General features: G+C 68.4%; 24 protein-coding genes. 10 read left to right on the forward strand and 14 right to left on the reverse strand.

The features are described from left to right. The first annotated feature begins 545 nt into the window (after positions 1 to 545). Positions 546 to 1,373 carry a sugar nucleotide-binding protein gene (locus AB0C96_RS35900; protein ID WP_362923498.1) on the forward strand — a complete coding sequence of 276 codons (828 nt, stop codon included), beginning with the start codon at positions 546 to 548 and terminating at the stop codon, positions 1,371 to 1,373. Between the two features lie 23 nt (positions 1,374 to 1,396). Here the strand turns inward: AB0C96_RS35900 and AB0C96_RS35905 are convergent, their stop codons facing one another. The 3 genes from AB0C96_RS35905 to AB0C96_RS35915 all read right to left on the reverse strand — a co-directional run bounded on the left by AB0C96_RS35905 (position 1,397) and on the right by AB0C96_RS35915 (position 4,675). Beyond that, positions 1,397 to 2,125, reverse strand: a complete 729-nt coding sequence (locus AB0C96_RS35905) for a GNAT family N-acetyltransferase (RefSeq protein ID WP_362923500.1) — start codon at positions 2,123 to 2,125, stop codon at positions 1,397 to 1,399. Next, on the reverse strand, positions 2,035 to 3,603 hold the full coding sequence (locus tag AB0C96_RS35910) for a serine/threonine-protein kinase (RefSeq protein WP_362923502.1): 1,569 nt from the start codon (positions 3,601 to 3,603) through the stop codon (positions 2,035 to 2,037). The genes AB0C96_RS35905 and AB0C96_RS35910 overlap by 91 nt, the downstream gene beginning before the upstream one ends. A 463-nt stretch (positions 3,604 to 4,066) precedes the next feature. Next, positions 4,067 to 4,675: a TetR/AcrR family transcriptional regulator gene (locus tag AB0C96_RS35915; RefSeq protein ID WP_362923504.1), complete on the reverse strand. Its 609-nt coding sequence runs from the start codon at positions 4,673 to 4,675 to the stop codon at positions 4,067 to 4,069. An 86-nt stretch (positions 4,676 to 4,761) separates the two neighbouring features. Here AB0C96_RS35915 and AB0C96_RS35920 point away from each other — a divergent pair, with 86 nt between their 5' ends. From AB0C96_RS35920 to AB0C96_RS35930, 3 genes are all read left to right on the forward strand, one after another. Continuing rightward, on the forward strand, positions 4,762 to 5,187 hold the full coding sequence (locus AB0C96_RS35920) for a nuclear transport factor 2 family protein (RefSeq protein WP_362923506.1): 426 nt from the start codon (positions 4,762 to 4,764) through the stop codon (positions 5,185 to 5,187). Further along, positions 5,184 to 6,020, forward strand: a complete 837-nt coding sequence (locus AB0C96_RS35925; RefSeq protein ID WP_362923508.1) for an NmrA family NAD(P)-binding protein — start codon at positions 5,184 to 5,186, stop codon at positions 6,018 to 6,020. Before AB0C96_RS35920 ends, AB0C96_RS35925 begins: the two co-directional genes overlap by 4 nt. A 364-nt stretch (positions 6,021 to 6,384) precedes the next feature. Continuing rightward, positions 6,385 to 7,212 carry an alpha/beta hydrolase gene (locus AB0C96_RS35930; protein WP_362923510.1) on the forward strand — a complete coding sequence of 276 codons (828 nt, stop codon included), beginning with the start codon at positions 6,385 to 6,387 and terminating at the stop codon, positions 7,210 to 7,212. Between the two features lie 240 nt (positions 7,213 to 7,452). Here the strand turns inward: AB0C96_RS35930 and AB0C96_RS35935 are convergent, their stop codons facing one another. The 6 genes from AB0C96_RS35935 to AB0C96_RS35960 form a co-directional block, all read right to left on the reverse strand. Beyond that, complete coding sequence (locus tag AB0C96_RS35935; protein WP_362923512.1) at positions 7,453 to 8,727, reverse strand: amidohydrolase; 1,275 nt, start codon at positions 8,725 to 8,727, stop codon at positions 7,453 to 7,455. Between the two features lie 330 nt (positions 8,728 to 9,057). Continuing rightward, entirely contained in the window at positions 9,058 to 10,500 is a 1,443-nt protein-coding gene (locus AB0C96_RS35940) for a helix-turn-helix domain-containing protein (RefSeq protein ID WP_362923514.1), read from the reverse strand. 161 nt (positions 10,501 to 10,661) lie between these two features. Beyond that, positions 10,662 to 11,720, reverse strand: coding sequence for a DUF917 domain-containing protein (locus tag AB0C96_RS35945; RefSeq protein ID WP_362923516.1), 1,059 nt, complete (start codon positions 11,718 to 11,720; stop codon positions 10,662 to 10,664). A 111-nt stretch (positions 11,721 to 11,831) separates the two neighbouring features. After that, entirely contained in the window at positions 11,832 to 12,935 is a 1,104-nt protein-coding gene (locus tag AB0C96_RS35950) for a DUF917 domain-containing protein (protein ID WP_362923518.1), read from the reverse strand. Further along, positions 12,935 to 14,524: a hydantoinase/oxoprolinase family protein gene (locus AB0C96_RS35955; RefSeq protein WP_362923520.1), complete on the reverse strand. Its 1,590-nt coding sequence runs from the start codon at positions 14,522 to 14,524 to the stop codon at positions 12,935 to 12,937. The genes AB0C96_RS35950 and AB0C96_RS35955 overlap by 1 nt, the downstream gene beginning before the upstream one ends. 18 nt (positions 14,525 to 14,542) lie before the next feature. Next, on the reverse strand, positions 14,543 to 16,063 hold the full coding sequence (locus AB0C96_RS35960) for a cytosine permease (RefSeq protein ID WP_362923522.1): 1,521 nt from the start codon (positions 16,061 to 16,063) through the stop codon (positions 14,543 to 14,545). Between the two features lie 179 nt (positions 16,064 to 16,242). Here AB0C96_RS35960 and AB0C96_RS35965 point away from each other — a divergent pair, with 179 nt between their 5' ends. From AB0C96_RS35965 to AB0C96_RS35975, 3 genes are all read left to right on the forward strand, one after another. After that, positions 16,243 to 16,794, forward strand: coding sequence for an ATP-binding protein (locus AB0C96_RS35965; RefSeq protein WP_362923524.1), 552 nt, complete (start codon positions 16,243 to 16,245; stop codon positions 16,792 to 16,794). A gap of 137 nt (positions 16,795 to 16,931) precedes the next feature. After that, positions 16,932 to 17,714 carry a sigma-70 family RNA polymerase sigma factor gene (locus AB0C96_RS35970; protein ID WP_362923526.1) on the forward strand — a complete coding sequence of 261 codons (783 nt, stop codon included), beginning with the start codon at positions 16,932 to 16,934 and terminating at the stop codon, positions 17,712 to 17,714. Between the two features lie 249 nt (positions 17,715 to 17,963). Beyond that, positions 17,964 to 18,716 (forward strand): lysophospholipid acyltransferase family protein, encoded by a 753-nt coding sequence (locus AB0C96_RS35975; RefSeq protein WP_362923527.1) that lies wholly within the window; start codon positions 17,964 to 17,966, stop codon positions 18,714 to 18,716. A gap of 22 nt (positions 18,717 to 18,738) precedes the next feature. Here AB0C96_RS35975 and AB0C96_RS35980 read toward each other — a convergent pair whose 3' ends face one another. Then, entirely contained in the window at positions 18,739 to 19,206 is a 468-nt protein-coding gene (locus tag AB0C96_RS35980; protein WP_362923528.1) for a MerR family transcriptional regulator, read from the reverse strand. Positions 19,207 to 19,284: 78 nt separating this feature from the next. Between AB0C96_RS35980 and AB0C96_RS35985 the strand changes: the two genes are divergently transcribed. Continuing rightward, complete coding sequence (locus AB0C96_RS35985) at positions 19,285 to 20,742, forward strand: DHA2 family efflux MFS transporter permease subunit (protein WP_362923530.1); 1,458 nt, start codon at positions 19,285 to 19,287, stop codon at positions 20,740 to 20,742. Positions 20,743 to 20,820: 78 nt separating this feature from the next. Here AB0C96_RS35985 and AB0C96_RS35990 read toward each other — a convergent pair whose 3' ends face one another. After that, the gene (locus tag AB0C96_RS35990; protein WP_362923531.1) at positions 20,821 to 21,555 is read right to left on the reverse strand and encodes an SDR family oxidoreductase; all 735 of its coding nucleotides are present in this window, start codon (positions 21,553 to 21,555) and stop codon (positions 20,821 to 20,823) included. A 142-nt stretch (positions 21,556 to 21,697) separates the two neighbouring features. Between AB0C96_RS35990 and AB0C96_RS35995 the strand changes: the two genes are divergently transcribed. Continuing rightward, positions 21,698 to 22,288, forward strand: a complete 591-nt coding sequence (locus tag AB0C96_RS35995; RefSeq protein ID WP_362923533.1) for a helix-turn-helix domain-containing protein — start codon at positions 21,698 to 21,700, stop codon at positions 22,286 to 22,288. An 87-nt stretch (positions 22,289 to 22,375) separates the two neighbouring features. On the opposite strand, the gene AB0C96_RS36000 is transcribed toward AB0C96_RS35995, so the two are convergent. The 3 genes from AB0C96_RS36000 to AB0C96_RS36010 all read right to left on the reverse strand — a co-directional run bounded on the left by AB0C96_RS36000 (position 22,376) and on the right by AB0C96_RS36010 (position 25,693). Beyond that, positions 22,376 to 23,191 (reverse strand): GNAT family N-acetyltransferase, encoded by an 816-nt coding sequence (locus tag AB0C96_RS36000; RefSeq protein WP_362923534.1) that lies wholly within the window; start codon positions 23,189 to 23,191, stop codon positions 22,376 to 22,378. Positions 23,192 to 23,252: 61 nt separating this feature from the next. Then, on the reverse strand, positions 23,253 to 23,603 hold the full coding sequence (locus AB0C96_RS36005; protein ID WP_362923536.1) for a hypothetical protein: 351 nt from the start codon (positions 23,601 to 23,603) through the stop codon (positions 23,253 to 23,255). 548 nt (positions 23,604 to 24,151) lie between these two features. Next, positions 24,152 to 25,693 (reverse strand): glycosyltransferase family 39 protein, encoded by a 1,542-nt coding sequence (locus AB0C96_RS36010; protein ID WP_362923538.1) that lies wholly within the window; start codon positions 25,691 to 25,693, stop codon positions 24,152 to 24,154. Here AB0C96_RS36010 and AB0C96_RS36015 point away from each other — a divergent pair. Then, positions 25,693 to 25,833, forward strand: a complete 141-nt coding sequence (locus tag AB0C96_RS36015; protein WP_362923540.1) for a hypothetical protein — start codon at positions 25,693 to 25,695, stop codon at positions 25,831 to 25,833. The two genes, AB0C96_RS36010 and AB0C96_RS36015, sit on opposite strands and share 1 nt — an antisense overlap. The last annotated feature ends 173 nt before the right edge of the window (positions 25,834 to 26,006 follow it).

Consider the following 26,006-nt stretch of genomic DNA (forward strand, 5'->3'; position numbering starts at 1 on the left):
CCGGCGCTTGGGTGCGCACCGGTGGCGAGCGTCGCGCCCCGGTTCTCCCGCCACCTGGCCTGGCCCCTGCCCGAACCACACGCCGCCTTGACCGAGGGGAACGAGTGCGAGCACGGGCAAGGAACGTGGGCCACGTCCGGGGTGCCCGGGAAGCCCCTCCGAGGGACTGGAACACAGTGCTTGCGTCTCTCCGTCGAATGAAGTGGGAAAGCCTGCGTGGCCAAGGGGCCGTGAGGCTCGCAGGCTGACCTCCATCCGAAGCGCGGCGGATGCGTCAGCAACTGGAGAGTGCACCAGATCGCAGACAGCTGGTGTCCGCAATGTGTCCGTCGGGGACGCCTCATCGGGCGCTCGGTGCCCGTTCGTGTCTCGGCCTCCGGGGCGGTGAGCACGATCGACCTGGGGCCGGCGGTCGACGCGTGGTTCTTCGAGACGGCTGCGACTTCGGCCGGGTCATGGGAGGGCACCCGGGCTCAGTGACCGATGGCCGGATGGCCGGATGGCCGGATGGCGTGACGAAACGCGGCGGCCTAACCTGGCGGATCATGGACATCCTGATCGTAGGTGGCAGTGGCTTCCTGGGCCGCGAGTTGGCTCACCAGGCATCGGCGAGCGGGCACACGGTGACGGCGACCTTCACGACCCGTGCCGGCGACATCCCCGGGATCCACTGGCTGGCCATGGACCTGCGCCGCGGAGAGGAGATCACACGGGCGCTCAGGAAGACCGAGCCGGACGTTGTCATCAACGCGGCGTACCGCAAGGCCGACTGGGCAACCACAGCCGACGGCGCGATCTGCCTGGCGATGGCCGCCACTCAGCACGGATGCCGACTGGTGCATGTGTCCAGTGACGCCGTCTTCTCCGGCGCCGACGTCCACTACGACGAATCCGCCACGCCGGATCCGATCACACCGTACGGGGCTGCGAAGGCTGCGGCCGAAACTGCGATCCGCCAGCTCGCCCCGGCCGCCGTCGTCGCTCGCACCTCGCTGATCATCGGCGACGGTGACTCCGGGCACGAGGCTCTCGTCCACGATCTGGCCACCGGGCGACGCAAGGGCGTGCTGTACACCGATGACATTCGGTGCCCCGTCCACGTCACCGACCTCGCCCGAGCCCTTCTCGAGCTGGCCTCCTCCGATCACACAGGCGTGTGCCACCTTGCGGGAACAGACGCAGTCAGCCGCCATGAACTCGGCGTCCTGATCGCCGAACGCGATGAATTGGACGCCACCATGCTGACCGCCGGCCGCCGCGCCGACTCCGATTCCCCGGGGGCGCTGAACGTCCGGTTGGACAGCACTCGGACGCAACACACATTGCGTACCACACTGCGCGGTGCCCGCGACTTCCTGCATCGCGAGCGCTGACGCGCACCTCCTTCCACGAAACCTCAGGTCAGAGGCGTACCTGTGATGGTGAAGGTCAACTCAGGGTGCAGGTAGGAACCGTGCCACCAGCCGCAGACGCACGCAGGCTGCCGGACCATCGCGCTGCGACAAGGAGCGGGAACCGAGTTCAGACACATGCAAACGGAGCTCGCGTTTCCTGGGCCGGGCCTTTGGTACCCGTCCGGTTTCCATCCGTGCCAGGCATAGAAGGCTTGAGCTCGACCGTTGCCCTCCCACGCTTCGAGCAGCCCCATGGCCAGTGACCCATCTCGGAAAAACTGAACAAATGCAGCGCGCAGTTGGCCACCGACGCCTCGTCCCCAACGGCTTGGGCGGACGTGAATTTGGTGGAGCTGGCCGACAGTTGCGGCATTTACGTCGGCCTTCAATGGAGGGCCCATTGCCAAGGTGCCCACCATTTCGCCGTCTTCCTTGGCGCACACCACCGTCTTGGCATCGGATCGGATGGCACGCATCCAATCCTCCCGCCGCCGAGAGCGCGCTTCAGAGGAGGCGAGTGCCGACTCTGGCAGCCCACCTGCTGGGTAGTACGCGGTGCGGGTTTGAGTATGCAGGTCAGTGATCGCGTCCAGGTCGTCAAGGCTCGCAGAGCGTGAAGACGGTCCGGCCAGTCCTGGCGTCAGTCGCTGCCCACTGCCCGCGTCGCGACGTATTCCTGTGTGCGCCGGAGCGCGTCGGCCATCAGGCCGTTTGCCAGGAGCAGCAACCATCCCCCAGGCAAGTACACGGCGCGAATCGTGTATCCGGGCGTGTTGCCGTCATCCGAGGTTTCCAGGCCGAGTGTCATCGCGAGCACCCACAGGCCGAGGAGCGTGACGAGGGTGATCCAGCCGGCAGAGATCATGCCTGCCGCCAGGCCGCACTTTTTGAGGTCATGGTCGGCGGCCAACCTCAGCAGGAACAGGACTGCCAAGGCGAGCCCGGCCGCTGTGCCGATGATCCAGATCGATATCGGCAGCCAGTCCGTCGTCACTCCCGGGATGCCGCTGGGAACTGGTTCCCATGGATGGTGCCAGTTGAATGTCAGGATCACATGCGCCGCTTGGGCCCCGGAGGACTTCACCTTCCAGGTCTCCGACATGATCGGCAGGAAGCTCGCCCAGACGAGCGCCCCCGCTGCCAGGAGGATCTCCGTCACGTGTGTGGCGATGACGCCGGTCACCGCGGCGGGCCCGGTCCGTTTCTGGGCCTGCTCCGGTGGGTTCTGAGTGCCCGGAACGGCAGTGGGAACCGCTGATGCGGCAGGCGGGGCCTTCAGTGTCTTGCCGGGTTTGCTGTCTGCTGTGGTACGGGGGGAATCGGGCTGATCGCGGGAGGCGGTGCCGACCGTCTCCACACTGGGGAGGGCGAGGGCACGCAAAGCGCTGGTGCGGTCCTGGATTGCCGCACGGGCACCGGTGATCCCCATCCAGGTGCCCGGACCGAGGGCGTCACCCAACTCCTCCTCACACCACTCCCGCACACGTAGCGGTGTCGGCCGCTGGTCGGGGTCCTTGTGCAGGCAGGCGGCGGCCAGTTGGCGTAGCGGCGAGGCGAGGGCGGAGACGTCCGGGGTGTCCGCGACGATGCGGTGGGCAACGGCCCACTCGTTCTCCGCGGCGAACGCCTCACAGCCGGTGGCGAGGAAGTACAGGGTGGAGCCGAGGGCGAAGACGTCGGACGCCGCACCCACGGCGCGACCCGCGGCCTGCTCGGGCGACATGTACAGCGGGGTGCCGATGCGGGTGGAGTGACTGCTGTAAGTCACCGACTGCGTCAGGGATTTGACGATGCCGAAGTCGATGACCTTCGGACCGCTCTCGTCCAGGATGATGTTTCCAGGCTTGAGGTCCCGGTGCACCACCTTCGCCGCGTGGATGTCAGCGAGGGCGTGGGCGATGCCCCAGGCCAGCAGCATCACCTGACTGACCGGCAGCGGACCGTGGTCGACCACCAGGTCCCGCAGGGACGGCCCGGCCACGTACGTCGTGGCCAGCCACGGCCGCTCGGCTCGGGGGTCGGCGTCCAGCAGCGGTGCCAGGTGGGCGCCGCGTACCTTCTGCGCGGCGCCCACCTCACGGGCGAACCGATGCCCGAACTCCGCGTCCCTGACGAACTCGTTGCGGATCACCTTCACAGCAGCCGGCTGCCCGCCGGGGGAAAGGGCAAGGAACACCTGCCCCATACCGCCCTCGCCCAGCCTCGCCATCAGCCGAAAGCCCCCGAGAGTGTCCGGATCGTGCGACTGAAGTTCCGGATACCGAAATGCTGCCCTCGACATGAACCGCTCCCCCTCGTCTTGCCGCCCCCGGGATACCCCGCGACTCGCTCGTCCGGCGCGTTCGCCCCACGAGGGTAGAACCCCTACCTGAGGCTCCGCCAGATCAGCCGAATGTCCGTTCCGCGTCAGCGGCGATCCACCTCACAGGTCGAGGTCGGCCGGGCATCTCAGCCCCACAGCTTGGCGGTCCAGCCGGATGTCCGCCCGCCTGGCCGCGAGTTCCGCGCCAGAGATGCCGGGTGCCGGGTGTCGACTGCCGGCTACCGGCTGCCCCGGCCTGTGTCCTTCGTGGGCGTTGGCAGAAGATCCTCGGCCCGCGATGCAATACCTCGAAGGCGCGCGGATATTCGCGAGAGGTCCGTCGCCCGTCAAGGGCCCGCCCAATGCCCGATCAGCTCCCGGCGGTCGGTCCCTGTGCCGGGCCAGATCCCAGGACTCTGCTGGTGAAGTTCGCCAATTGCGCCCGCATTTCTTCGCGCGGCACGCGCTCATGCCCGGCCAGGTGCTCGACGAGATCGGCTCGGGTGGCGGCGAGCAGGGCATGGGCGGTGAAGTCGCTGTCGGTCAGGCCGGGAATCTGCTCCAGTACGGTCTGGAGCAGGCGGTGCCACCGCTCGTAATGCTCAGCCTGGTAAGGACTACTGCCCCCACTCTCCTCCAGGGCCAGCGCGAGGCGCCGGTTGTCGAGTTTGAAGCACAGGACGGCGTCGAGCAGGGCGGGTACGCGCTGCCGCGGTGGAGCGGCGGGCCCCAGGGGCGGCGGGCCGGCTTCGACGGCCTCCCTGATCGGTTCGAGCCGTGCCTCGTACAGCGCGCGGAGCAGCCCGGCGCGGTCGCCGAAGGCCCGGAAGAGCGTTCCTTTGCCTACGCCGGCCGCGGCTGCGACGTCGGCCATGGTGATGTCCTCGGGACTCTCGCATCGGGCGAAGAGGGCGTCGGCGGCCGAGAGGACGGCCTCCCGGTTACGGACGGCGTCCTTGCGGGACTTGCGTTCGGGCATGCGGCTCCTCATTTGCAAAGCGGACCCCAGGTCCGTATCTTCAAAAACGGACCCAGGGTCCGTATTCTACGAGATGGGGGACACCCATGTCCGCACCGACTTCTCCGGCGGATCTGTACCGCCACAGCCTGCGATTGCTCCTGGACAAGAACATTCCCGCGTGGGTCGACCTGTGGGCCGAGGACGGCCTCATGGAGTTTCCCTTCGCCCCTGACGGCTGGCCCAGGCGTTTGGAGGGCAGGGAGGCCATTGCCTCCTATATGCGCCCGTACCCCGACCACATCGATCTGCACGACTTCCCCACCCTGCGGATCCATCAGACCACCGACCCGGAAACCATCGTGGTCGAGATGCGCGGCGTCGGCCGCCTGACGGAGACCGACCGCCCCTTCGACATGACCTACATCGCCGTCGTCACCGTTCAGGACGGGCGCTTCACCTCCTACCGTGACTACTGGAACCCCCTCGCCGCACTGGATCCCGGCACCGACTTCACCGGGAGCAGCCGATGACCGCCACCGGCACCACCCTGGTCATCGGCGCCACCGGCACCACCGGCAGCCGCACCGCCGCGCAGCTGACGGCCGCCGGTCACCGAGTCAAAGCCGCCAGCCGTCACGCCAGCCCGGTGCCCGGCGCCGAGCCGGTCCGCTTCGACTGGTACGACCCCGGCACCCACGCGGCCGCCCTCGACGGAGTCGACCGCGTCTACCTCATACCGCCCCTGGGCGACTCCGACCCGGCAGCGATCATGCTGCCCTTCCTCCATCAGGCCCGCTCCGCCGGTACGCGGCGCGCGGTGCTCCTGAGCTCCTCGGCCATCCCCGAAGGCGGCCCGGCGGTGGGAATGGTGCACCAGGCCCTGCCCGAACTCTTCGAACAGTGGGCAGTACTGCGGCCCTCATGGTTCATGCAGAACTTCACCGGCACACACACCCACGCCCTGAGCATCCGTGAGGACGACACCATCCTGACCGCCACCGGGAACGGCCGGGTCGGCTTCGTCGACGCCGAGGACATCGCAGCCGTCGCCGTCCACGCCCTGACCGACGAGCAGGCCCCCAACACCGATCTCGTCCTCACCGGACCGGAAGCGCTCAGCTACGACGACATCGCCACGATCATCACCGAGGTCACCGGTCGGCCCGTAGTCCACCACCGGCTGTCCTACGAGCAGCTGCGCGACCGCCTCACGGCACTGATGCCGACCGAGTTCGCCGCGATACTGGCCGGCATGGACCGTGCCATCGCCGACGGGTCGGAGGACCGCATCACCGACACCGTCCAGCGCCTCACCGGTCGGCCCGCGCGGACCTTCCGCTCCCTCCTTGCCGCCCAGACCTAAGTCCCAAGCCCCAAACTCCAAACTCCAAGTTCCAAGTTCCGAGTCAGCCAAGGCACTTGTTGCAGCGTGGAGGTGAGCGGGATGCCGATGGTGTCGGTGATCAGGTGGTACCGGCTGCCTGTCCCGGCGCGGTCGACGGGGCTTTGTCCGCTCTCAACTCCCTTTCTATCGCCTGGATGTGGGGGCCGGCACGCAGCTGTTGAGCGCGCCGCCGTACGCGAGGCGCCCCACACACTGTCCGGCGCACCTTGCCGTGAGGGTGCTCGCGGCAAGCGTTACCTCCGAAGTAATAGACGAAGTGATCTCCAGTGAACGAGAGTTGGCACAGCACAGCAAAACCTCATCAGTTAGGAAGGATTCCCACATGCCGTACTTCGAAGGCTCCGACGGAACAAGCCTCTTCTACACCGACTGGGGACAGGGCAAGCCGGTGGTGTTCGTGACGGGGGCCTGGCTCAGCAGCAGCTCTTGGGAGTTCCAGATGCTCCCGCTGTCGGAACGGGGCCTGCGCTGCGTCGCCTATGACAAGCGGGGGCACGGCCGCTCCGACTGGGTCGGTCACGGCTTCGACTATGACACCCTCGCCGATGACCTCGCGGCGCTGCTCGATCGCCTCGACCTCCGCGACGTGACCCTGGTGGCGCACTCGATGGGCGGTGGCGAGGTGATCCGATACCTGTCCCGCCACGGCTACGACCGGGTGAGCAAGGTGGTAATGCTCGCGGTCACCGCACCGTTGATGATCTGGACACCGGACAACCCGGAAGGGATCGATCAGAGCATCTTCGATGCCGTGCTGGCGGAGCGGACCGCAGACCGCCCGAGATGGATGGCCCAGAACGCACAGGCATTCTTCGCAACGCATCTGGGCAACAAGATCTCCACCGAGCTCATCGAGTGGACGGTGCAGAGATGCCTCGACTGCTCGGCCAAGGCGGCCGTCGAGGTGCTCAAAACGGGATTCTGCACCGACCTGCGCAAGGAGGCCGGCGCACTCCAGGTGCCGACCCTCATCATCCACGGTGACGCCGACGCCTCCGCCCTCATCGAACTCAGCGGGCGACGGCTGGCAAAGATCGTGCCGGACAACGTCTACAAGGAGTACCCACGAGCGGGTCACGGCATCTTCATCACCCACGCCGATGAACTCAACCAGGACCTGCTCGACTTCATCGGGGACCCCTCGGCCTGAGGCAGATTCGGTCCCGGCGCGCCGGCCGGTCGGCCTCCGGCAGCTGACCGGCCTCGGACGGCGGCCGGAGTCGACAACTGCAAACCGGCCGCTCCCCCGCGACGCGGCTGCGGGATGTGATCCCGCAGCCGAGCACGTCAACTGGCATGCAATTGGGAGGACTTCAGAGCCACGCCTCTGATCCGGTCAGTTCGGCTCATAATGCCGGACATACCCGAGCAGCCGGGCCCCGGGCAGGCGCTACGCCGTCGCCCCGTGGGCCCGCTCCGCGAGCCAGCCTGCCATTGCTCGTACGCCGTGGCCGATGGCCCGCTCGTCCGGGGCGAATTCGGGGTAGTGGGGGTAGCTGGTGGTGATGGGTGCGTTCGGGGCACGGACTCCGAGGAAGGTGTAGGTGCCGGGGACGCGGTTCAAGTAGAGCGCGAAGTCCTCGCCGCTGAACGGAGGGAAGGCGGCGTGGAGTTCGGTGACCGCGTCTCCGCCGAGTGTTCGCCGCAGGTGGTGGGCGAGCATGCGACCGTCGCGCTCTGGGCAGACCATGGCCGGGAACGGCTCGGCGGGAAAGCTCACCGCGGCCCCCGTGTATGACGCGGCCAGTCGGCGGATGTTCTCGCGTACCTCCGTGTACCGTTCCTGCGGCCAGCAGCGGTAGGACACACTCACCGTGGCCTCCTGCGCTCGGGCCCGGATGGCCACGAACCGGGCCAGCGGCCCGTTGGGCGTCTGGGCGTCGGCGATCATCCGCTCGATGTCCGCGGGCGTCTGCGGCGGTGCCACCGTGGCGAGCGCGCCGATGTCGGCGGCCAGTCGTCGCGCGGCATCGGGCGCGTCCGGCCCTTGGAGAGTCACCTCGGCCTTGTCCTGGCCCGGCAGCCCATAGCCCGCGGTCACGGCGAACTGGCCGACGGGGAACGGTCCGCAGTGCAGCGCGTGGATCTCCTCCATGCCGGTGCGCTCCAGCACGCCCGTGTCGATCACCGCACGGGCCCCGGTCAGCGCCTCCTCGGCGGGCTGGAAGAGGAACACCACCGTTCCGTGCAGCTGCCGCCGCAGCCGCGCCAGAACCCGTGCGACACCGAGCGCCACAACGGTGTGGACGTCGTGCCCGCACAGATGGGCCACCGCCTGACCGCCGCCAACGATGTCCTTGGGCGGCACCGCGTCCATGTCCGCCCGGTACGCGACGGTCCGGCCCGGACGCGAGCCCCGCAGGACGCCGACGACGCCGTTGCCGCCCACCCCGGTGGTGACGGTCAGCCCGGCCGCCCGCAGCTCCCGGGCCACCACACCGGCGGTGCGCTGCTCCTGCCCCGGCGCCTCGGGGTGCCGGTGGATGTCCCGCCGCAGCTCGATCAGGCCCCGCTCCAGGCGCGCCACCTCGGCATCCACCGCCCCTTGCGCGACCGGCAGTCCCCGCCCGCCGGCGACGGCCCTTCCGGTGGCTCCCCACACGACTCCCGCACCGGCTGCCGCCGCGCCGGCCAGCAGCGTACGGCGCGAAAGCGCGCGCTCCATGGGACGATTCACTGTTCCCCCTCTATGGTCCTTCGGTTGGTCTTCCGGAACGCCTGACGCACGGTCGACTTCGGCACTGCGTGTCTGAGTCGTCGCCGCCGGGTGACCGGAGAACCCGTATAGGACACGATCGCCGCAGACAGATGCCGTTGCCCATCCGGCGGGCCACCACTTGGGGGTGGGGGTAACCCCCGCATGAGCACCGCCGTCAGCGCAGATCCGACAGTGGACCGGCCAGGCGACCCGTCGCACAGGGCCGGCTCGTCGAAGACGGCAGGGACCGCCGACGCCAGAGGGCATCCGCGCCCTCATGTCCGGGCTCTCGACCGGCTATTGATCGGTGAATCGGGGCCGAGTGCCCTCCGCAGGTCGATCTCGGGCCGCGGACCGTCGACCGCCGAACCGCAGCGTGCGGCAGGCCAGCTGCACGACGAGACGGTGGTCGGGGAGCGCGAGGTTCACATCGAGCAGGTTCTCGACGCGTGCGATCCGCTCCGCGACGGTATTGCGGTGGATCCCCAGATGCGCGGCTGTCGACGACGCGGACGACTCGTGCTCAAGATACGCCTCTACGGTCCGGATCAGCTCCGCTTCACCACGGTCGTAGAGCGGCTTGAGGATCTGCCGTGCATACGTCTGGAACGACTCCAGGCTGTACCAGTCGGCGAGTAGCTGCTGAAGGTCCAACTCGTCGATGTGCGCGACACGCACGCCCCGCTTTCCCGTGGACGCCAGCAGGCAGGCCTGGCGCGCCTCTGCGAGGGTCGTGGCCAGGCCCTCCGGGCCCTCACGCGAACGCCCCACTCCGGCAATCAGCGGAAACTCGTCGGAAATGGAGGCGAGCGCGACGCGCAGCGGCTTGACTATGTCCCCGGATGACTGGCGTGACGGCTCGCCCTTGTCCGTGACCCAGAACGCCCATCCGTCGGTCCGCTCCACAAGGTGGCCGTTCAAGCTCTGTCCGACCAGTGCAGCATCCAGGACATCCGGCAACCGTTGCTTCGGGGCGGAGCGCAGCAGCCGAAGGTGGACACCGGTGTGCCAACCGTGGATCTGCCAGCCGAACCTCAGTCCGCCCTCTGCCACCTCACGGTTCGGACAGCTCGGCTTCTTCAACAACATGGAGAGCAGATCACTGCGTTCACGGGCATCGCGCTCCCCCGCCACCCGGCGCCGTGCCGCCCAAACGATGATCGCGGAGGCGGCGAGCACCGCGGCCTGTTCTGCGGTGATGGTCCGCGTCGGGGGCCCCGGCGGCAGTTGCACGGCGAGCCAAAGGTCCGGCCCTGACTGGATGTCGAGGGTGATGGGCACGACCACCAGGTCGCCATCCGGGCTGTCGGGGGCAGGAGGCACTGTGTACGGAGTACTGCCGGTCAGGGTGCCCTGCGGGAGCTCCAGGGTGCTCCCCGAGAGGACCGTGCCGACCGAGCACACCAGGCTCACCCGTGCACTCAACAAGTGGGCCAACACATCGAGGACCGGGCCGGGTTCGGTATGGCGTCGACTCAGCTGCCGTCCGAGCTGGCTCAGCACGTCCGCGCGGACCAGTTCGGGTGCGTAGATGACGCGGTCGAGCTGCCGCGCCAACTGCACCGGATCTTGGAACGTGGCGACGAGCAGAGGGATGCCCAGCTTGTTCGCCAGGCGGCTGGTGGACCCGACCATATGCGGGCCCCTCGTCACCACGAACCCGACCGCACCCGCCGTGCGGACGGCACTGAGCATCATGTCCAGGATGACGAGCTCGGTCTCCCCGGGAGCCGCGATCACGAGTGCGCCTCGACTCACCGATTCCGCGCTGGCCAGGTTCGAGACCACCTCGATCGAGTGAACCTCCTGGTCAAGCCCCCCATGTCCAGCAGCGAGGTGGGCACCTGCCAGGCCTTCGAGACCACAGAGAGTGCGGACCGTCACCGGCCGCCATGACGACGTCACCTGACCGCTTCGTCCAGCGGCACGTAGTCCAGGTCGTAGCCGAAGGCTCTCGGCCCGAGCAGGTCGAGGCCGGCCGCACTGCGCCAAGGGCGCTGGCAGGGAATTCCCAGCACCTCAACCCAGAGGCCGTAGCGCACCTGCTCCGCCAACAAGCACGTACCCGTCTCCTGTTCCAGGACGCAGATCAAGTCGGGCACGCAGGCCACGACATGGCCGTCCTCAAGCGCGACGAGGAACTCGTTCTGCATCTCGATCCGCAGCGCACGGTCGGGTTGCTCGGCGTGCTCGACGACGACGCTGCCCGCCGACGACTGGCCGAAGTGCCGCCGTGGCACCTCGATGATCTTGCCGTGGAAGAGGGTCCGCGCCCCGTAGCACGCTGCCAGCCCTTCCCGGTCGCCGGCTTCGAGCAGGCGTCCCATCTCAAGCGCCATGGAGTACGAGCCGACCATCAACCCTCGGGCGACTTCGTCCACGGACAGCGGCCGCCAGGCCTGGATCGACCAGCCGCCCATCGCGGGAATGGACAGACGGACGATCAACTCGGCATCGGCGCTCTTCACTCCGTCGACCAGGAGGCTGGCTCCCTTGTCGTCGGCGAACGCCGCAGGCGTGAGGTCGATCCCGGCCAGAGTCAGCGTGGTCTGGCTGAGTTTGGTGGTGCCCCGTGAGGCGCCATCGGCATCGACGAGTGGAAGTCCGAGTTGTGCGGCGGCGACCACCGGGAACATGGCCATGATGCCGGCCATGCACACGGCGGACACAGCATGCGCCTTCACCCCCACGTATCCCTCGACCGCGCGAAAGGCACGGACGAACTCAGTGCCCTCCATCGGCTTCTCGTGCATCACCGTGACCGAGCCCGCGCCCCCGACAGGCACTGTCAGGCTCCCGGGTGGCAACTGAGCAGGGTCGACCACCTCGACCGGACCGTGCTCCCGCAACACTCGCCGGAGCATGGGCACTATCAACTCCGGATCACCGCCACCGCCGGCACCGAGTAGTGACGCGGCCTTGGAGAGCGCTGGCACGTCCTCAAGTGTGATCTGCGCCATAGCGTCATTATGCTTCCCGTCACCGCACAGAAGCAGTCGACCACCGAAATGACATATGCCAATGGCCTCATGGGTGGTCGGCGGTGGCGCGGACAGCCAGGCGCGAGGTCGTCAGGGAACCGGCACAACCGGCCGATAGTCCTCGTCGATGCCGAAGACACGCGGTCCGAAGACTTTCAGCGCCTCAGGGGTACACAGCTGAACTGGTGCGGAGATCACGAACACCCGCACCCGCTGCCCGAAGGCCAGTCTCTCGGTGGTGATCGGTTCCCCGGACTCCGCGTGCAACACGGTGACGATATCGGGCACGATCGCAACGGTTCGGCCGTCAACGCGTGCCACGAGGTTCTCGTTCTGGAAGACGAGCTCGCATGCCGATGTGGTGCCGACCGCGGAGATGCCGGCAGAACCGCGGACGAATCCCCCGGAGGTACGCCGGTCCACATCGACGACCTTGCCGGAGAAGACGACCCTGCCCTGCTGGTACACCGTGCGGCAGAGCGTCTCGCCGAGCATCGTGAACGGGTCGACGTGGTTCTCGTTCGCTTCCCTGACCGCCCGCCCCAGCCGGGTCGCCGTGCTCAAGGTACGCGGCACCGCCGTGCGTCGTACGTCGGCACCGCTCATGGCGTAGCTCGCCGTCGATGCCACGCCGCCCATGCGAACGGCAAGCCCGCGGACCAGATTCTCAAGATGCCGGTTGTCGGATCCCGTATCGACAACGGCCACACTGCCGCGCTCGTCCGCGACCGCCACGGGCGAGCCCGGCAGACCGCGGACGCCGAAGGTTGTCATCTGCAACTCGGGAAACGCCCGGCCCATACCGTCGGCGTCGACGACGGGCAGCCCGAGCTGTGCCGCCGCGAGCAGGGGCACCATCGAATTGATGCCCCCGCACTCAGAAGGCATCGTGGCGGTGACAGGTCGGCCGAGATGGCGCTCCAGCGCGCGTAGAGCGAGCGACGCTTCGTTGCCGCTCGGCAGCTTCTCCACGAGCGCCGTGGGTGCTCCCATCATCCCTGTGGTGACAACGAGACTGTCGTCGTCGAGCTCATCGGGATCAAGGACCTGAACCCGCCCTGTGGCTGTGGCTGCGGCCAGCGCACCGGCAACCAGGCTCTTCCCCAGATACGGGTCACCTCCGCCACCGGCCCCGAGCAGCGAGGCTCCCCAGGCGAGATCCGACAGGTCGGCGGGGGTGAGGTACCAGGACATCAGCGGACTCCGCGAAGGTGAGCCGGAGTGAAGTCCTCGGACGTGTCGGGCGCAAGGTCACCCACAGCCTTCACCCTGATCCGCGTCGCATTGCCCGGGAGATAGGCCAGGGGGATCTCCTCGAGCTCGACGATCTCCACTGTCCCGGGGGCCGCACCGGCGATCAGGGCCCGGTCGATGGCCTCCTGCTTGGCAATGTCGAGGGTGCTGTCCCGCTGTCCGGGCTGTACCGCGAAGATGCGATCCACATCGCCGCTGATCTTGGCGATTGCGGCGCCGACCGCATTCGCGACGGCGAAGTGGTCCGGCCGGAGAACCGAGGACGCCAGGGGAAGCTCATCGGGCAGTAGGAACCCGCCGCCACCCACCAGGACGACAGGGATGCGAGCCTTGCTGGTCCGTATCCGGTCGATCGTTCCCGTGATCTGCTCCCTTGCGTAGGCGAGCCCCGCCGTGACAAGGCCACGGTCCAAGGACGCCACCCGCTCCGGCTCCCCGATCTCCGCGATGCCCGCAGCGACGACAAGATCCGTAGCGGTCAGGGTCTGCCCCCCGAACACGAGGGCCTCGTCCTGTAGTCGGTATCCGACGCTGTCCGGTCCGACGCGCACGGCCGAACCGTGCTGCCGAACCACGCTGCCCCCGCCGATACCGAGGGACAGCACGTCGGGCATACGGAAGTTCGTCCGGATACCCCCCACGCTCACCTCGGTGCTCGCCTCACGCGGAAACCCGTGGTGCAGCATGCCCACATCTGTCGTGGTGCCCCCGACATCGACGACGGCACAATCGTCGACACCGGAGAGGTACGCGGCACCGCGCATCGAGTTCGTCGGGCCGGACGCGAACGTCATGACGGGATACTGGCGCGCGTAGTCCACTCCCATGAGAGTGCCGTCGTTCTGGCTGAGGTACAGCGGGGCGTGCAGGCCGACGGCGCGCAGGGTCGTCACCATGCCGTCGCAGATCCGCTCCGCGCACTCTCCGAGCGCCGCGTTGAGGACAGTGGCGTTCTCCCGCTCCAGCAGGCCGGTGCGACCGAGCTCGTGAGAGAGGCTCACCCGCAGGCCCGGCAGCCGCCTGGTGAGGATCTCCGCGGCCCGGCACTCGAACTCGGGGTTGACGAGGGAGAAGACGGACGTGACGGCGACCGAGCGCACCTTCTTCGCGGCGAGATCGTCGGCGATCTTGTGCAACTCATCGGGGACGAGCTCGGAGATGACACGGCCGTCGTACTCGTATCCGCCGTGGCACAGATAGGTGTGGCCGCCGATGGCGGACACCAGGTCCTTTGGCCATCCCACCAGCGGTGGCAGCGACTGGGTGGCCGGCAGTCCCAGACGTACGGCGGCGGTGGGAGCCAGGTCACGCCCCTCGACGATCGCATTGATGAAGTGGGTCGTACCGAGCATCACGCCGGTGAGTGCACCGGGGTCGAAGGCCCGAAGATCCTGTAGCGCTTGTACGGCCTGCACGATTCCGCTGGTCACATCGGGTGTCGTGGTGACCTTGGCCTCGGCGAGCACCGCGTCGCCGTCCATGAGTACGGCGTCCGTGTTCGTGCCGCCGACATCGATACCGATCCGCATCAGGTGAGTACTCCTCGGTCAGTGACTTGCCGCGGGAGCGGGGACCAGTCCCTCTTCTCGCCTGCTGCGGCCGACGGAACGTACGAGTCCCAGCTTCCCCAGCGCCGCATACAGGATGAATGCCACGACGAGGGCGTTGAGCGAGCCGAGACCCCAGACGACGTACTTGCCCACGAGCGCCGCGACCAGCCAGACCAGCAAGGTGGCGGGAACCCATCTGGGAGAGGACTCGGGCAGGTCCCGGGCTTCCCTGCCGGCCTCGACGCCGACCGCCAACTCGCCCGCGAAGGCCCGAACCACGAAGTACTCGGCGATCATGATCCCGGCGACGGGTGGGAAGGCAACTCCCAACAGGGCGAGGAAATCGGTGAACCGGTCGAGGACCCCGACCGCGGCCAGGACGCTGCCCAGCACCCCGAGCCCGATGGTCGTCAGAGCCCGGTCGATCCTGCGGCCGAGCACGGTATGGGCGAAGTTCACGACACCCAGCGACGCCGAGTACAGATTCCAGTCGTTGATCTTCACTGTCGCCGCAAGGATGACCAGCGGGCCGATCGCACCCGAGGTGGTGGTCACGTTGGCTGCCACGTCCGTGGTGCGGAGCGCATGGGCGAGGAGTACCCCGATGAGGCCGATGACGTATTCGCCCAGGGCGATCCCCACGACGGTCTGCTTGACGATGTCGGACGTCGAGCGGTTGAAGCGCGTCATGTCCGGCGCGACGATGCTGCCGATGATGAAGCCTCCGGCCACCAGCACCGTCCCCTCGGCGAGCGAGATCGACGGCCCGGTGGGCGCCGACGTCACGAGATCTTCGAGGGAATACCGGGAGAGCTCGGTGATGATGGACCACCCGGCGAGCGCGAGCATCGCGGGCGCGGCGATGCACGCCGTCCAGGCCATCCACCGGAAGCCGTGTACGACGATCGCGGTGACCGCGAGTCCGAACGCCAACGACCACGCCCACTCGGGCAGGACACCGATCAGGTCCACCAGACCCCGGGCCGCGATCGCACTCTGGACGCCGAACCAGCCAACCAGGCTGATGGCGATCGCCAGCCCGATGAGCGCCGAGCCACCTTGCCCGAAGCCGGTCCAGCGGGCCAGCACGGACGTGGACAGGCCCTCCCGCTGTCCGATGATGCCGGTGAACACCGCCACCACCTCCAGGACCAGCGCACCGAAGGTCAGGGCGAGAAAAGCGTTGCGGAAGGACATCCCCAGGCCGAGAGTGGCGCCGATGAAGAACTGGAACAGAGCAGAAAGCTGGCCGAATCGTTGGATGGCCATGGGCCACCACGGGTACTGGCTTTCGGGGGGAATGCGCTCCAGCGCGTAATCATCGTGTCCGACCGATTCACGATGCCGAGCTCGATTTTCCAAAGAGACCGCTGCTCCGCTTTGAAGTGACCGACGCAGCGCACGTATGCGCCGGAGTCGGCCGAATTGACCGGGAACTCTCAAATCGTAGGGGTGCAGCCAGGTCTGATGCAGTGGGCAATGTGCCAGGGGCGACGCCTCCGCCCGTGCAAGGTGCACTGCTGGTCGCGTCCGCCGGGCCGGCCTTCATCGACGGACCGGTCCTGGCGGCTGTGCAGTGTGCTCCCCCCGCTGGTCCCGTATGTGCAATGTGGCAGTTCCTCTGGGTACCGAACGTGCTTACGGTGACGTGCTGGGCAGGGAAGCGCCCTGCTGCGATCGCGAGCCATGGAGTGCCTATGGCCACCCCCCGACACCGACCGGCCGAAGCCGTGCGGAAAGAACCTCCGGAGCCCGCCGAGCGCCACACCACGACGACGGTGCTCGCCGGAGCCTCGCCCTTCGTGGCAGTGCCCCAACGCGAACGAGGGCTTCTCGAACTGGTGATGACTCCCGTTCCCGAAGTGGTTCCCAAGGCACGTCGCTTCGTGATCGGCGTAGTGAACCGCTGGGGTCTCGGCGAAATAGGTGGAACCGCCGCCCTGCTGACTTCCGAGCTGGTCTCCAACGCCGTCAGGCACGGCAGTCCGACTGCCGAGCGCTCGGCTTGCGGAAATGGGCAGCGGATCTTGCTGACGGTGCGCAGGATGCGCCTTTATGGTGGGCTGTTCATCGAGGTCTGGGATCCGGCTTCGAAAGGGCTACGTCCACAGCTGCGCGTTGCCGCACCACATGAGGAGTTCGGCCGCGGACTACAGCTGATCCGTACCCTGAGTCGCGCCTGGGGTCATTACCCACCCGCGCACGGCGGAAGGACCGTCTGGTGCGAACTCGCACTGCCGGGTGAATAGCATTTACGCACTCCGAGTTGGTCGAGTCAGGCGACTCTCGTGCCCGGATAATGCGCTGACGATCCTGTCTCCCGAGCGGGCGAGTTGCAGCTGATCACCACGCGGCCAGTGCAGCCGGTTGGCGAGGATTGGGGACCATGGCAAGGAATCCGGAGCCCGGGGACCTTGGGGAGCTGGGGACTGGTGAACCGGGGAGACTGCCCGATGGCGAACTCATCGTGCGCGCTCGGGGCGGGGACGATGAATCCTTCGCCGTTCTGTACGAGCGGCATTTTGCGTCGGCTTGTCGTCTGGCGCGTCTCTACGCGGGCAGTGCGGCTGACGCCGAGGACATCGTTTCTGAGAGTTTCGCCAACGTGCTCGGCGTGATCCGGGCCGGTCACGGTCCGCGGGAGGCGTTCCTGCCGTATGTGTTGACGGTGGTGCGGCGCATTGCCGTCGCTGCTGTGGCGAGGGGGAAGCAGGCCACGCCCACGCCGGAGATGGAGATGTATGCGGCCCTGGTCCCCTTCGAGGACCCGGTGTTGGCGGAACTGGAGGCGTCGCTGGTGGGGCGGGCCTTTGCCGCTCTGCCCGAGCGTTGGCGAGCCGTGCTGTGGCATACCGAGGTGGAAGGGGAGAGTCCGGCGCAGGTGGGGCCAAGCCTGGGGTTGTCGGCGAATGCGACCGCTGCGTTGGCTTGCCGGGCTCGTGAGGGGCTCCGTAAGGAGTATCTCCAGGCACATCTGTCGGAGCAGGAGGTGGGGCGGGAGTGTCGTAAGTGCGCCTCAAAGTTGGGGGCTTATGTGCGCCGCTCGTTGGGAGCTCGGGGCCGACGCGGTGTTGAGGAGCACCTCAACGGATGTGACCGTTGTGTCCGGTCGCTGATGGAGCTTCATGAGAGCTCCGGCAGCCTGTGTGGGAAACCTGCTTCTTTATGAGTCATCGCCTTCGCACCATCGGCCGCGGTCGCCGTACTGGCGCCGATCAGTGCGCACGCTCTTCGGTGCACGACATGCCGCACGCCCCTCTCCCCCGCCCCGGGGCTCCGCGTCCACCCTTCCTTCTCCACCCTCGTCGACCCTGCGGTTTGGCTCAATCGGCACTCTCCCCCGTGATCCCTACCAACAAGTACTGTGCCTCGGCGCAAGCTCAGCAGGGACGGGGGTCATGAGGGAGGGATCGCTGTCATGCTCTACCGGTTCGTCAGGGTCGTGCTGTTGGTGCCGTTGTTCCGGTGGTTCTTCCGACTGCGGGTGGAGGGCATGGAGCACATCCCGCAGACGGGCCCGGCGGTCATTGCGGGCAACCACCTGTCGTTCTGCGACCAGTTCCTGACGGCGACGGTGACCAGACGCAGGCTCACCTACCTGTGCAAGAAGGAGTACTTCACCGGCCGGGGCATCAAAGGCGCGCTGACCCGCGGATTCTTCCGTGGCTGTGGGCAGATCCCGGTGGACCGCTCGGGGAAGGGCGCGGGGCAGGCCGGGGTCGAGGCGGGTCTGAAGGTGCTGCGCTCGGGCGAGTTGCTCGGCATCTTCCCGGAAGGGACGCGTTCGCACGACGGGCGGATGTACAAGGGCAAGGTCGGGGTGGCCGCGATGGCGCTGCGGTCGGGTGCTCCCGTGATCCCCTGCGCGGTGATCGGCACGTTCGAAGCCCAGCCGGCGGGGCAGCGGTTGCCCCGGCTCACCCCGCTCACGATCCGATTCGGGGCGCCACTGAACTTCTCCCGTTACGAGGGGATGGAGGAGTCCCGCGAGGTGTTGCGGGCGGTCACGGACGAGATCATGTACGCGATCATGAGGCTGTCGGAGCAGGAGTACATCGACAAGTACGCGGCCGAGGCGAAGGCCGAAGCCAAGGCGCACGGGACGGCGGCGGGGCACGGCGCGCCGGACGCAGGGTTCCGTAAGCCGATCACGGTCGCCCAACCGGACTGACCTTGCAGCCTGAGGGGGTTGCTCAGTGGGCACCCGGTGGTCGGTGTGGCGCCCATAGCTGGTCGGCGTCGCCCGCGGCGAGTCGGCCGCGGTAGACGTCGATCTTGCGGTTGATGAGTTTCAGGTTCTCCTGGAGTTCGGCAATGTCGGCGAGCACCTGGTCGCGGTGCGACTCCAGCACGTCCAAGCGCTCGACTTCGTTGCCCCGGCCTGCCGCGACGAGTTCGGCGTAGCGGCGGATGCCTTTGATGGGCATGCCGGTCGCCCGCAGTCTGGTGCAGATGGTGATCCACTCCAGGTCGAGTTGGTGGTATCGGCGCCGGCCGCCGTGGGTGCGGTCGACGGGGGTGACGACCAGTCCGACGCGTTCGTAGTAGCGCAGGGTGTGCACGCTGACGCCGGTCCGACGGGCGGCCTCGCCGATGCTCAGGCCCGCCTGCGGTCCGGGCTGGGCGGGGCTGGATTCCAGCTGCTGATTGACTTCGACCACGCTCTAAATCCTAGCTTCGGGTCAGTGGCCGCGTATCTCTCACGGCCGATCGTCAACATGCCTAGCGATGGGACCCGCATGCCTGAACTCAGCCGGCGTCGCCGACTCCTGGTGCTCGCGATCTGCTGCGCCAGCATGATCGTCGTGGTGATGGACATATCCGTCGTCAATGTCGCGCTGCCGTCGATCCGTCGTGACCTGCACGCCTCGGAGACCGGCTTGCAGTGGACCGTCGACGCCTACACCCTGGTGCTGGCCAGCTTGCTGGTGTTGGCCGGCTCCACCGCGGACCGGGTCGGCCGTCGGCGCATCTTCCTGGTCGGCCTGGCCGCCTTCGGGCTGGGCTCACTGCTGTGCTGTCTGGCGCCGAGCGTCGGTTGGCTGATCACGGCGCGTGCAGTGCAGGCCGTCGGTGGCACGATGCTCAACCCGGTGGCGCTGGCGATCGTCGCCACCACCTTCCCGGACCCTGCCGAACGGGCCAGGGCCATCGGGGTGTTCGGTTCGATGGCCGGACTGTCGCTGGCTCTGGGGCCGATCCTCGGCGGTGCCCTGGTCGACGGCTTCGGCTGGCAGGCCATCTTCTGGATCAATGTGCCGATCGTGGCCGCCGCGATGGTGTGCACTGCGCTGTTCGTACCCGAGTCCCGCGCCACCCGGGCGCGCCGGTTCGATCCGGTGGGCCAGATCCTGATGATTCTGGTACTGGGCAGCGTCGTCTTCGCCATCATCGAGTCCGAGCGGCTGGGCTGGGCTTCGCCGGTCATCCTCGGCCTGCTCACCGTGGCCGTGCTCAGCGTGCTCGGCATCCTCGGCTACGAACCGCGCCGCGTCGATCCACTGCTGGAGCTGCGCCTGTTCCGCAGCGTTCCGTTCAGCTCGGCGATCGTGATGGCGCTGTTCGCACTGTGCGGGTTCGGCGCGTTCCTCTTCCTCACCACCCAGTACCTACAGGATGTGCGGGGCATGTCGGCGCTGGCGGCCGGGCTGTGCCTACTCCCGGTCGGTGCGCTGGTCGTGGTGCTCTCCCCGGTCACCGGCCGCCTGATCGCCGCGCGCGGCCCCGCACTGCCGCTGGCGGTCGCGGGAGCCGCCCTTGCCCTGGGCGGCGGCGCGTCCCTCCGGCTCACACCGACCACCCCACTGCCGACCGTGCTGGCGATCTACCTGCTGTTCGGCGTCTTCCTCGGCACCGTCAACCCGCCGATCACCAACACGGCGGTCTCCGGAATGCCCCGCTCGATGGCCGGGGTGGCCACCTCGTTGGCCTCCGCCGGGCGGCAGACCGGCACCACCCTGGGCGTCGCGATCTCCGGAACCATCGTGGGATCGGCCGCGCCCCACAGCGGGACCGCGTTCACCGGCGCGGCGCAGGGCATGTGGTGGATGGTGGTCGGGCTGGGCGTCGGCATCGTGGTCTTGGCGTTGCTCAGTACCCGGCGTTGGGCGTTGGGCACCGCCGCGGAGGCGTCGGCGGTGTTCGAGGAGGTGGATCGTGGCGCGGGTCTTCGAACCGCGCCCATCGGCCGCCGGTGACCCGCAACGCCGCGACGGCACGCACACCGGGACCGCCGCGGCCGACGCCCTTGCCCCGTGGCCCGGGAGGCAGAACGCCTAGTTCTGGGCCGTGGGGCGGACGACGATGTCGCCCACGTCGACGCCGGCCGGCTGCTCGACGGCGAAGGCGATGGCGCGGGCGATCGCGTCCGGCGGAATCGCGATCCTGCCCATGCTGTCGAGGACCTGGGCCTTCATCTCCGGTGCCATGGGTTCCGCGAACTCGGTGCGCGTGATGCCTGGTGAGACGACCGTTACGCGCAGGCTGTCGCCTGCTTCCTGGCGCAGGCCCTCGGAGATGGTGCGTACGGCGTTCTTGGTGCCGGCGTACACCGCCTGGAGCGGTACGACGCGCAGTCCGGCGGTGGAGACGGTGTTGACGAAGTGTCCGAAGCCCTGTTCCCGGAAGACGGGCAGCGCCGCCGCGATCCCGTAGAGGACGCCCTTGAGGTTGACGTCGATCATCTCCTCCCAGTCCTCGACGCGCAGCTCGTCCAGCGGGGAGATCAGGCCGATCCCGGCATTGCTGACCAGGACGTCGATCCTGCCGTACCGGTCGCAGGCCAGGTCGACCAGGTCGGACAGGTCCTCGCGGCGTTTCACGTCCGTGCGCGCGCAGGCGGCCTGTCCGCCGGCCTCCTCGATGCGGGCGACCAGCGCCTCAAGACGCTCCGGCCGGCGCGCCCCGAGCACCACTTTCGCGCCCCGCTCGGCGAGCAGCAGCGCAGTCGCCTCTCCGATCCCGCTGCTGGCGCCCGTGATGACGACGACCTTGCCTTCGATTCCCGACACGGTTGGTCCTTCCGAAGCGGAGTGGGTGCGGCGCATGACCTAAGGCGCATGACCTAAGCTGAAACTGGAGGCGCCGCCAGTTAATCGACCTTAAGTGGACGCGCCTCCACTTCGCAAACGAGGATGAAGGAGCAAGCCGCCGATGGCACGGGAGACGGGGCGTCCGCTGAGGGCCGACGCACAGCGCAACCGGGAGAAGATCCTGGCTGCCGCGGTGCGCGTGTTCACCGAGGAGGGACTCGACGCCCACTTCGAACGCATCGCCAAGGAGGCGGGCGTGGGGACCGGAACCCTCTACCGCAACTTCCCGACCCGGGAAATCCTGATCGAGGCCGCCTACCGCAACGAACTGGCCCGGTTGTGCGAAGCGATCCCCGACCTCTTGGCGACGATGCCGCCGCGGCAGGCACTGCGCGCCTGGATGGGCCGCTTCATCGACTACGCCACCGCCAAACTGGGCATGGCCGACGCCCTACGGGCCGTCGTTGCCTCGGGTACCGATCCCTACGCCCACAGCCACGAGATGATCCAGACTTCCCTCTCCACCCTCATGGAGGCCGGTGTCGCCGCCGGCGCCCTCCGCTCCGACATCCGCCCGACCGACATGTTCGCCGCCCTGGCCGGTATCGCGCTCACCTCGGCGAAGCCCGAGCAACGAGACCAAGCCGAGCGCCTCCTCGACCTCACCCTGGACGGGCTGACACCCGCGCCGCCGCGGCTCCCCGAAGACTGACCTCACGCACGCTGCCGACGCTCCGGGACAGCGCAGCACCGCACCTGCCACGGCAGGGCCCGTCAGCAAAACAGCTGCTGGCTGTCGTCAAAGACCTTGCGAAGGCGCAGAGTTGGGGCCCTCAACAGGTCGGGGCCACCGTTCGTATCCGCGGGAGCGTAGGAGCGCAGTGGCCGGTGTGTCCTTGTCCGGCACGGTCTGGACCAGGCGTTCGTCACCCGCCTGCCGGGCCCGGGTCTCGGCCCAGTCCAGCAGTGCGGCACCCAGGCCGCGGCCCCGGTGCCGGGGGTGGACATCCACTTCCGAGCGCCGGTTCACCCAGGCCCAGGCGGCCAGCTGCCCCGCCTGATCGTGGAGCAGCACCGTGTCCCGCTCCATGACCATGCCCGGTCTGCTGAGGTCGGCGGCGATGCCGCCGGGATCGGCGTGTACGCGTCCGTTCAGCTCGCGCTCGCAGGCGGCGACCAGGCGGTGGATCGCAGGAACGTCGTCAGCAGTCGCAGGGCGCGCCTCGTAACCCGAAGGCAGCGCCGGCATGAGGTTTGGCATCGATGGGCGCTCCCGGGATGGTGAACCTGCAAACGGACTGGTGGTGCGGCACTCCGAGTGGTACGGCACTCTGCGCCGCACCGCCTCGTCGAGCGGCGCGTCGCAGAACCGGGCGCAGCCCGGGGCCGACTGCGGAACGCGCGCATCGGCGTAGCCCAGCATCCGCGGCTCGCCGGCACCGAGGATCCGCAGCGCCTCGGCCAGCTCCGCGGCGCGCGGCGTGTCCGCGGCCCAGGTCGCCGTGACGACTGCGGTACGCGCGCCCGCGGCCGAGTGACGGGCGAGCACGCCACCCGCCGACAACGACTCGTCGTCCGGGTGAGCGAACACGGCGAGCACGCTCGGCACAACCATCGATGGGCCTACCTTCCTTCGGGAGGGGGAGGCTGACGGGAATCCCCTGTCGGCCCCGTAGCTAGTGCTTCACCCGGGTCAGGCACAGCGTGACATCTCCCAACCGGCCGCCGCGCTCGGTGTATTGGTCGAATTCGGCCGGGCACTTCCCTTGGCGAGTGGCGCTGAACATCACCTTGTAGTCGGCCTTGGCGTCGCTACAGGGGATGGTGAACAGCACGGGATCGGAGTGCGTGCCGCGATTCTCCAGACAGTCCCCCGGGACCGCGTCTCGGGCGGTCTCCGCCGGTGGCTTGCCGTCGTCGGCTATCAGGCTCAGCACCCCGTACCCGGCCGCGACCGCGACAAAGGCGCCGATGCCGATGAGGGGCCGCAGCCACGGGCGTCGGGGTGGCCCAGTCGGCGTGAACATCGGTGGCCCCGGCTGCTGGACCGACTGTTGGCCGTACACCGGCGGCTGGCCGAATGCCGGCTGCTGGCCGTAGGGAAGCGGGCCGCCGGCGGGCGGGCCATAGGGGGCCGGGCCACCGTGGCCGGCCGGCGGCCCGTACGGCAGTGGGCCGGGCTGCCCGTGGGGAGGAGGGCCTTGGGGTGGCGGTGAGTACGCGGACATACGGTTCGGTCCCCCGTGGCAATGCGGTTGATTCGGCTGATGCGGCTGATGTCGCCTACATGACTGATGTGTCTGATGTGGCTGACGTGTTCGAGCTCGGTTGGACAGGCTATGGGATCCCTGCCACCACTCCTCGTCTGGGGCGGTGTCGCCATGCACGTGATCGTCGTTCGGACCAGTTGAGCTCGAAGGGCCGCAGGCCTGGGACCGCCCCGGGTCGTGGGACCACCGACCGTCAGGCGGGGTGTGGGACCACCAACCGTCAGACCTGGCGTGGGCCCCGACCGTCAGATCGGCACGTCCGCCGTCAGCGACGGGCGGCCTGCCGCCCACCCGCCCAGGGGCCGTTATGACGCCGGCAGGGCTTTGGTGGTGCCGCCCGTCGTCTGCGGGTGCCGAGCGTCGCCGGTGGCGGGTCGTGCCGGGTCATGTCGTTCGTAGACGCTCACCCGACGGCCCCGCTCGATGCGGTCCGAGCGGCGCACGAAGTGTTCGTCCAGGACACGCTGCTTGGTGCGGTCGCGTTCGGAGTCGGCCTGGTACGGCCCGGGATCGGTGACGAGCACTATCCGCCGTGCGCCCAGCATGGCCCGCTCTATGTCGCGCGGTCCGGCCTCTATGCCCTTCAACGTGCCCGACTCCACCGGTCCCTGGGCCAGGGCGAGATCGCGCAGGCCTGCGAACGCGTGGGGCGTGACGAGGGCAGTGTCGCGGCGCGCGGCGGGAATGTAGAGCACGCCGTCGGCGGTCTCGCGGACGTGGCCGACGATGGCTGCCGCGGAGAGCACGTCGTCGACGCGGCTCGGTTCGGTACGCAGGCGGAGCTCGATCGGGAGAAGCGCCAGGAGAGCCAGCGCGACGGCGACGGGGAGCAGTACGCGGGCCTGTGTCTTCAGGCGCGCGGCGACCGTGGCCAGTAGGACGCCGATGAGGAGGGCGAGACCTACGTACGCGAACAGCACATAGCGGGTGATGAAGAGAGGCTTGACGAGGGAGACCAGAGCGAGGCTGACCTGTGGCACCGCACAGAGCGGGAGCGCGACGGCTGCGAGGCTCACGCGCGCATGCGGCACTTCCGCACTCGCGTGTTCCCCTGCGCGCGTGTGCTCCGGTACACGCGCGTACGGCAGTCGCGCGCAGAGGGCTCCGATCGTTACGGTGATCAGCACACCGAGCACCGTCGACCAGCCGAGCGGCTTGATCCACGAGACCTGCGCGGCCTGGTCCCGACTGGTCAGGATCACCGGCAGGGCGCCGGCAACGGCCGCGGAGGCGGCAACAACCCACCCCGCACAACGAGCTCGGTCCGGGCGGACGCACACCACGGTGACGCCATGCGCGACAAGCGCGAGCAGGGAGAACCAGTTGAGCCACGCGGCGATCAGCACGGCCCCCGCATACCAGGCCCACCGCCGACTGTCCGGCCGTTCAAGGGCACGTACGAGAAGCCAGGTCGCGAGTACCACGAAGGCAAGGACAAGGGCGTACGACCGGCCCTCTTGGGAGTGCTCCTGGATTGCCGGAACGAGCGCCAGGGCGAGCCCGGCCGCCACCCCGACCTTGCGATCTGACAGCCGGGCGCCGACCAGCGCGGTCAGCCCGCACGCGGTGGCAGTGGCGAGCACCGAGGGCAGCCGCAGGGCGAGCAGACTGTCGCCGAAGAGGGCGAACACCCCATGCATCACCGCGTAGTAGAGGCCGTGGACGACGTCGACCTGGCCGACCATGTGCCCTATCTCGGCCAGCGACCGATGCGCTGACTGCCACGTCGCCGCCTCGTCCCGCCACATGCTGTGCTCGCGCGTGATGCCCCACAGTCCCAGTGCGAGTGCAAGGACCGCCGGACAGAGGAATATGGATATGCGACCCTGCCGCACTGTGCCCCCCAATGGCCGATGGTGCCGGGCGCGGTCCGGCTCCGACCGAACGCCTCGGCGGCAGCATCCGGCTCATCGGTGCCGCCCTGTTCGTCACCGGCCTCGCCGTCATCGGCCGGATGGCCGAGAGCAGATCGCCGAATCCTCACTGAGTGAGGCAGAACAGTTCGGAACATTATCAAAATCGATGAGGAAAATGATCAGTGTGTCCCGTGGTGGATGAGGGGGCACAGCTGACCGGTGCAGCTGCAACGCAGCCGTCAGGGCTGCGGCGGGCCTGGAGGGCAGATGGGCACCGGCCGTCTCGGCAGCGCCGACGTGGCGC

The organism is Streptomyces sp. NPDC048506 (genome assembly GCF_040651315.1).
Classification (GTDB): domain Bacteria; phylum Actinomycetota; class Actinomycetes; order Streptomycetales; family Streptomycetaceae; genus Streptomyces.

Coding starts and splice junctions, on each gene's coding strand:
- AB0C96_RS35970 (WP_362923526.1), top strand. CDS start 16,932: ATGGCAAGGAATCCGGAGCCCGGGGACCTTGGGGAGCTGGGGACTGGT.
- AB0C96_RS35915 (WP_362923504.1), bottom strand. CDS start 4,675: ATGCCCGAACGCAAGTCCCGCAAGGACGCCGTCCGTAACCGGGAGGCC.
- AB0C96_RS35955 (WP_362923520.1), bottom strand. CDS start 14,524: ATGCGGATCGGTATCGATGTCGGCGGCACGAACACGGACGCCGTACTC.
- AB0C96_RS35925 (WP_362923508.1), top strand. CDS start 5,184: ATGACCGCCACCGGCACCACCCTGGTCATCGGCGCCACCGGCACCACC.
- AB0C96_RS35905 (WP_362923500.1), bottom strand. CDS start 2,125: ATGGTTGCTGCTCCTGGCAAACGGCCTGATGGCCGACGCGCTCCGGCG.
- AB0C96_RS35945 (WP_362923516.1), bottom strand. CDS start 11,720: ATGGCGCAGATCACACTTGAGGACGTGCCAGCGCTCTCCAAGGCCGCG.
- AB0C96_RS35930 (WP_362923510.1), top strand. CDS start 6,385: ATGCCGTACTTCGAAGGCTCCGACGGAACAAGCCTCTTCTACACCGAC.
- AB0C96_RS35910 (WP_362923502.1), bottom strand. CDS start 3,603: ATGGCGAGGCTGGGCGAGGGCGGTATGGGGCAGGTGTTCCTTGCCCTT.
- AB0C96_RS36015 (WP_362923540.1), top strand. CDS start 25,693: ATGGCCGATGGTGCCGGGCGCGGTCCGGCTCCGACCGAACGCCTCGGC.
- AB0C96_RS35985 (WP_362923530.1), top strand. CDS start 19,285: ATGCCTGAACTCAGCCGGCGTCGCCGACTCCTGGTGCTCGCGATCTGC.
- AB0C96_RS35965 (WP_362923524.1), top strand. CDS start 16,243: ATGGCCACCCCCCGACACCGACCGGCCGAAGCCGTGCGGAAAGAACCT.
- AB0C96_RS35995 (WP_362923533.1), top strand. CDS start 21,698: ATGGCACGGGAGACGGGGCGTCCGCTGAGGGCCGACGCACAGCGCAAC.
- AB0C96_RS35900 (WP_362923498.1), top strand. CDS start 546: ATGGACATCCTGATCGTAGGTGGCAGTGGCTTCCTGGGCCGCGAGTTG.
- AB0C96_RS35975 (WP_362923527.1), top strand. CDS start 17,964: ATGCTCTACCGGTTCGTCAGGGTCGTGCTGTTGGTGCCGTTGTTCCGG.
- AB0C96_RS35935 (WP_362923512.1), bottom strand. CDS start 8,727: ATGGAGCGCGCGCTTTCGCGCCGTACGCTGCTGGCCGGCGCGGCGGCA.
- AB0C96_RS36005 (WP_362923536.1), bottom strand. CDS start 23,603: ATGTTCACGCCGACTGGGCCACCCCGACGCCCGTGGCTGCGGCCCCTC.
- AB0C96_RS36000 (WP_362923534.1), bottom strand. CDS start 23,191: ATGGTTGTGCCGAGCGTGCTCGCCGTGTTCGCTCACCCGGACGACGAG.
- AB0C96_RS35950 (WP_362923518.1), bottom strand. CDS start 12,935: ATGTCCTGGTACCTCACCCCCGCCGACCTGTCGGATCTCGCCTGGGGA.
- AB0C96_RS35920 (WP_362923506.1), top strand. CDS start 4,762: ATGTCCGCACCGACTTCTCCGGCGGATCTGTACCGCCACAGCCTGCGA.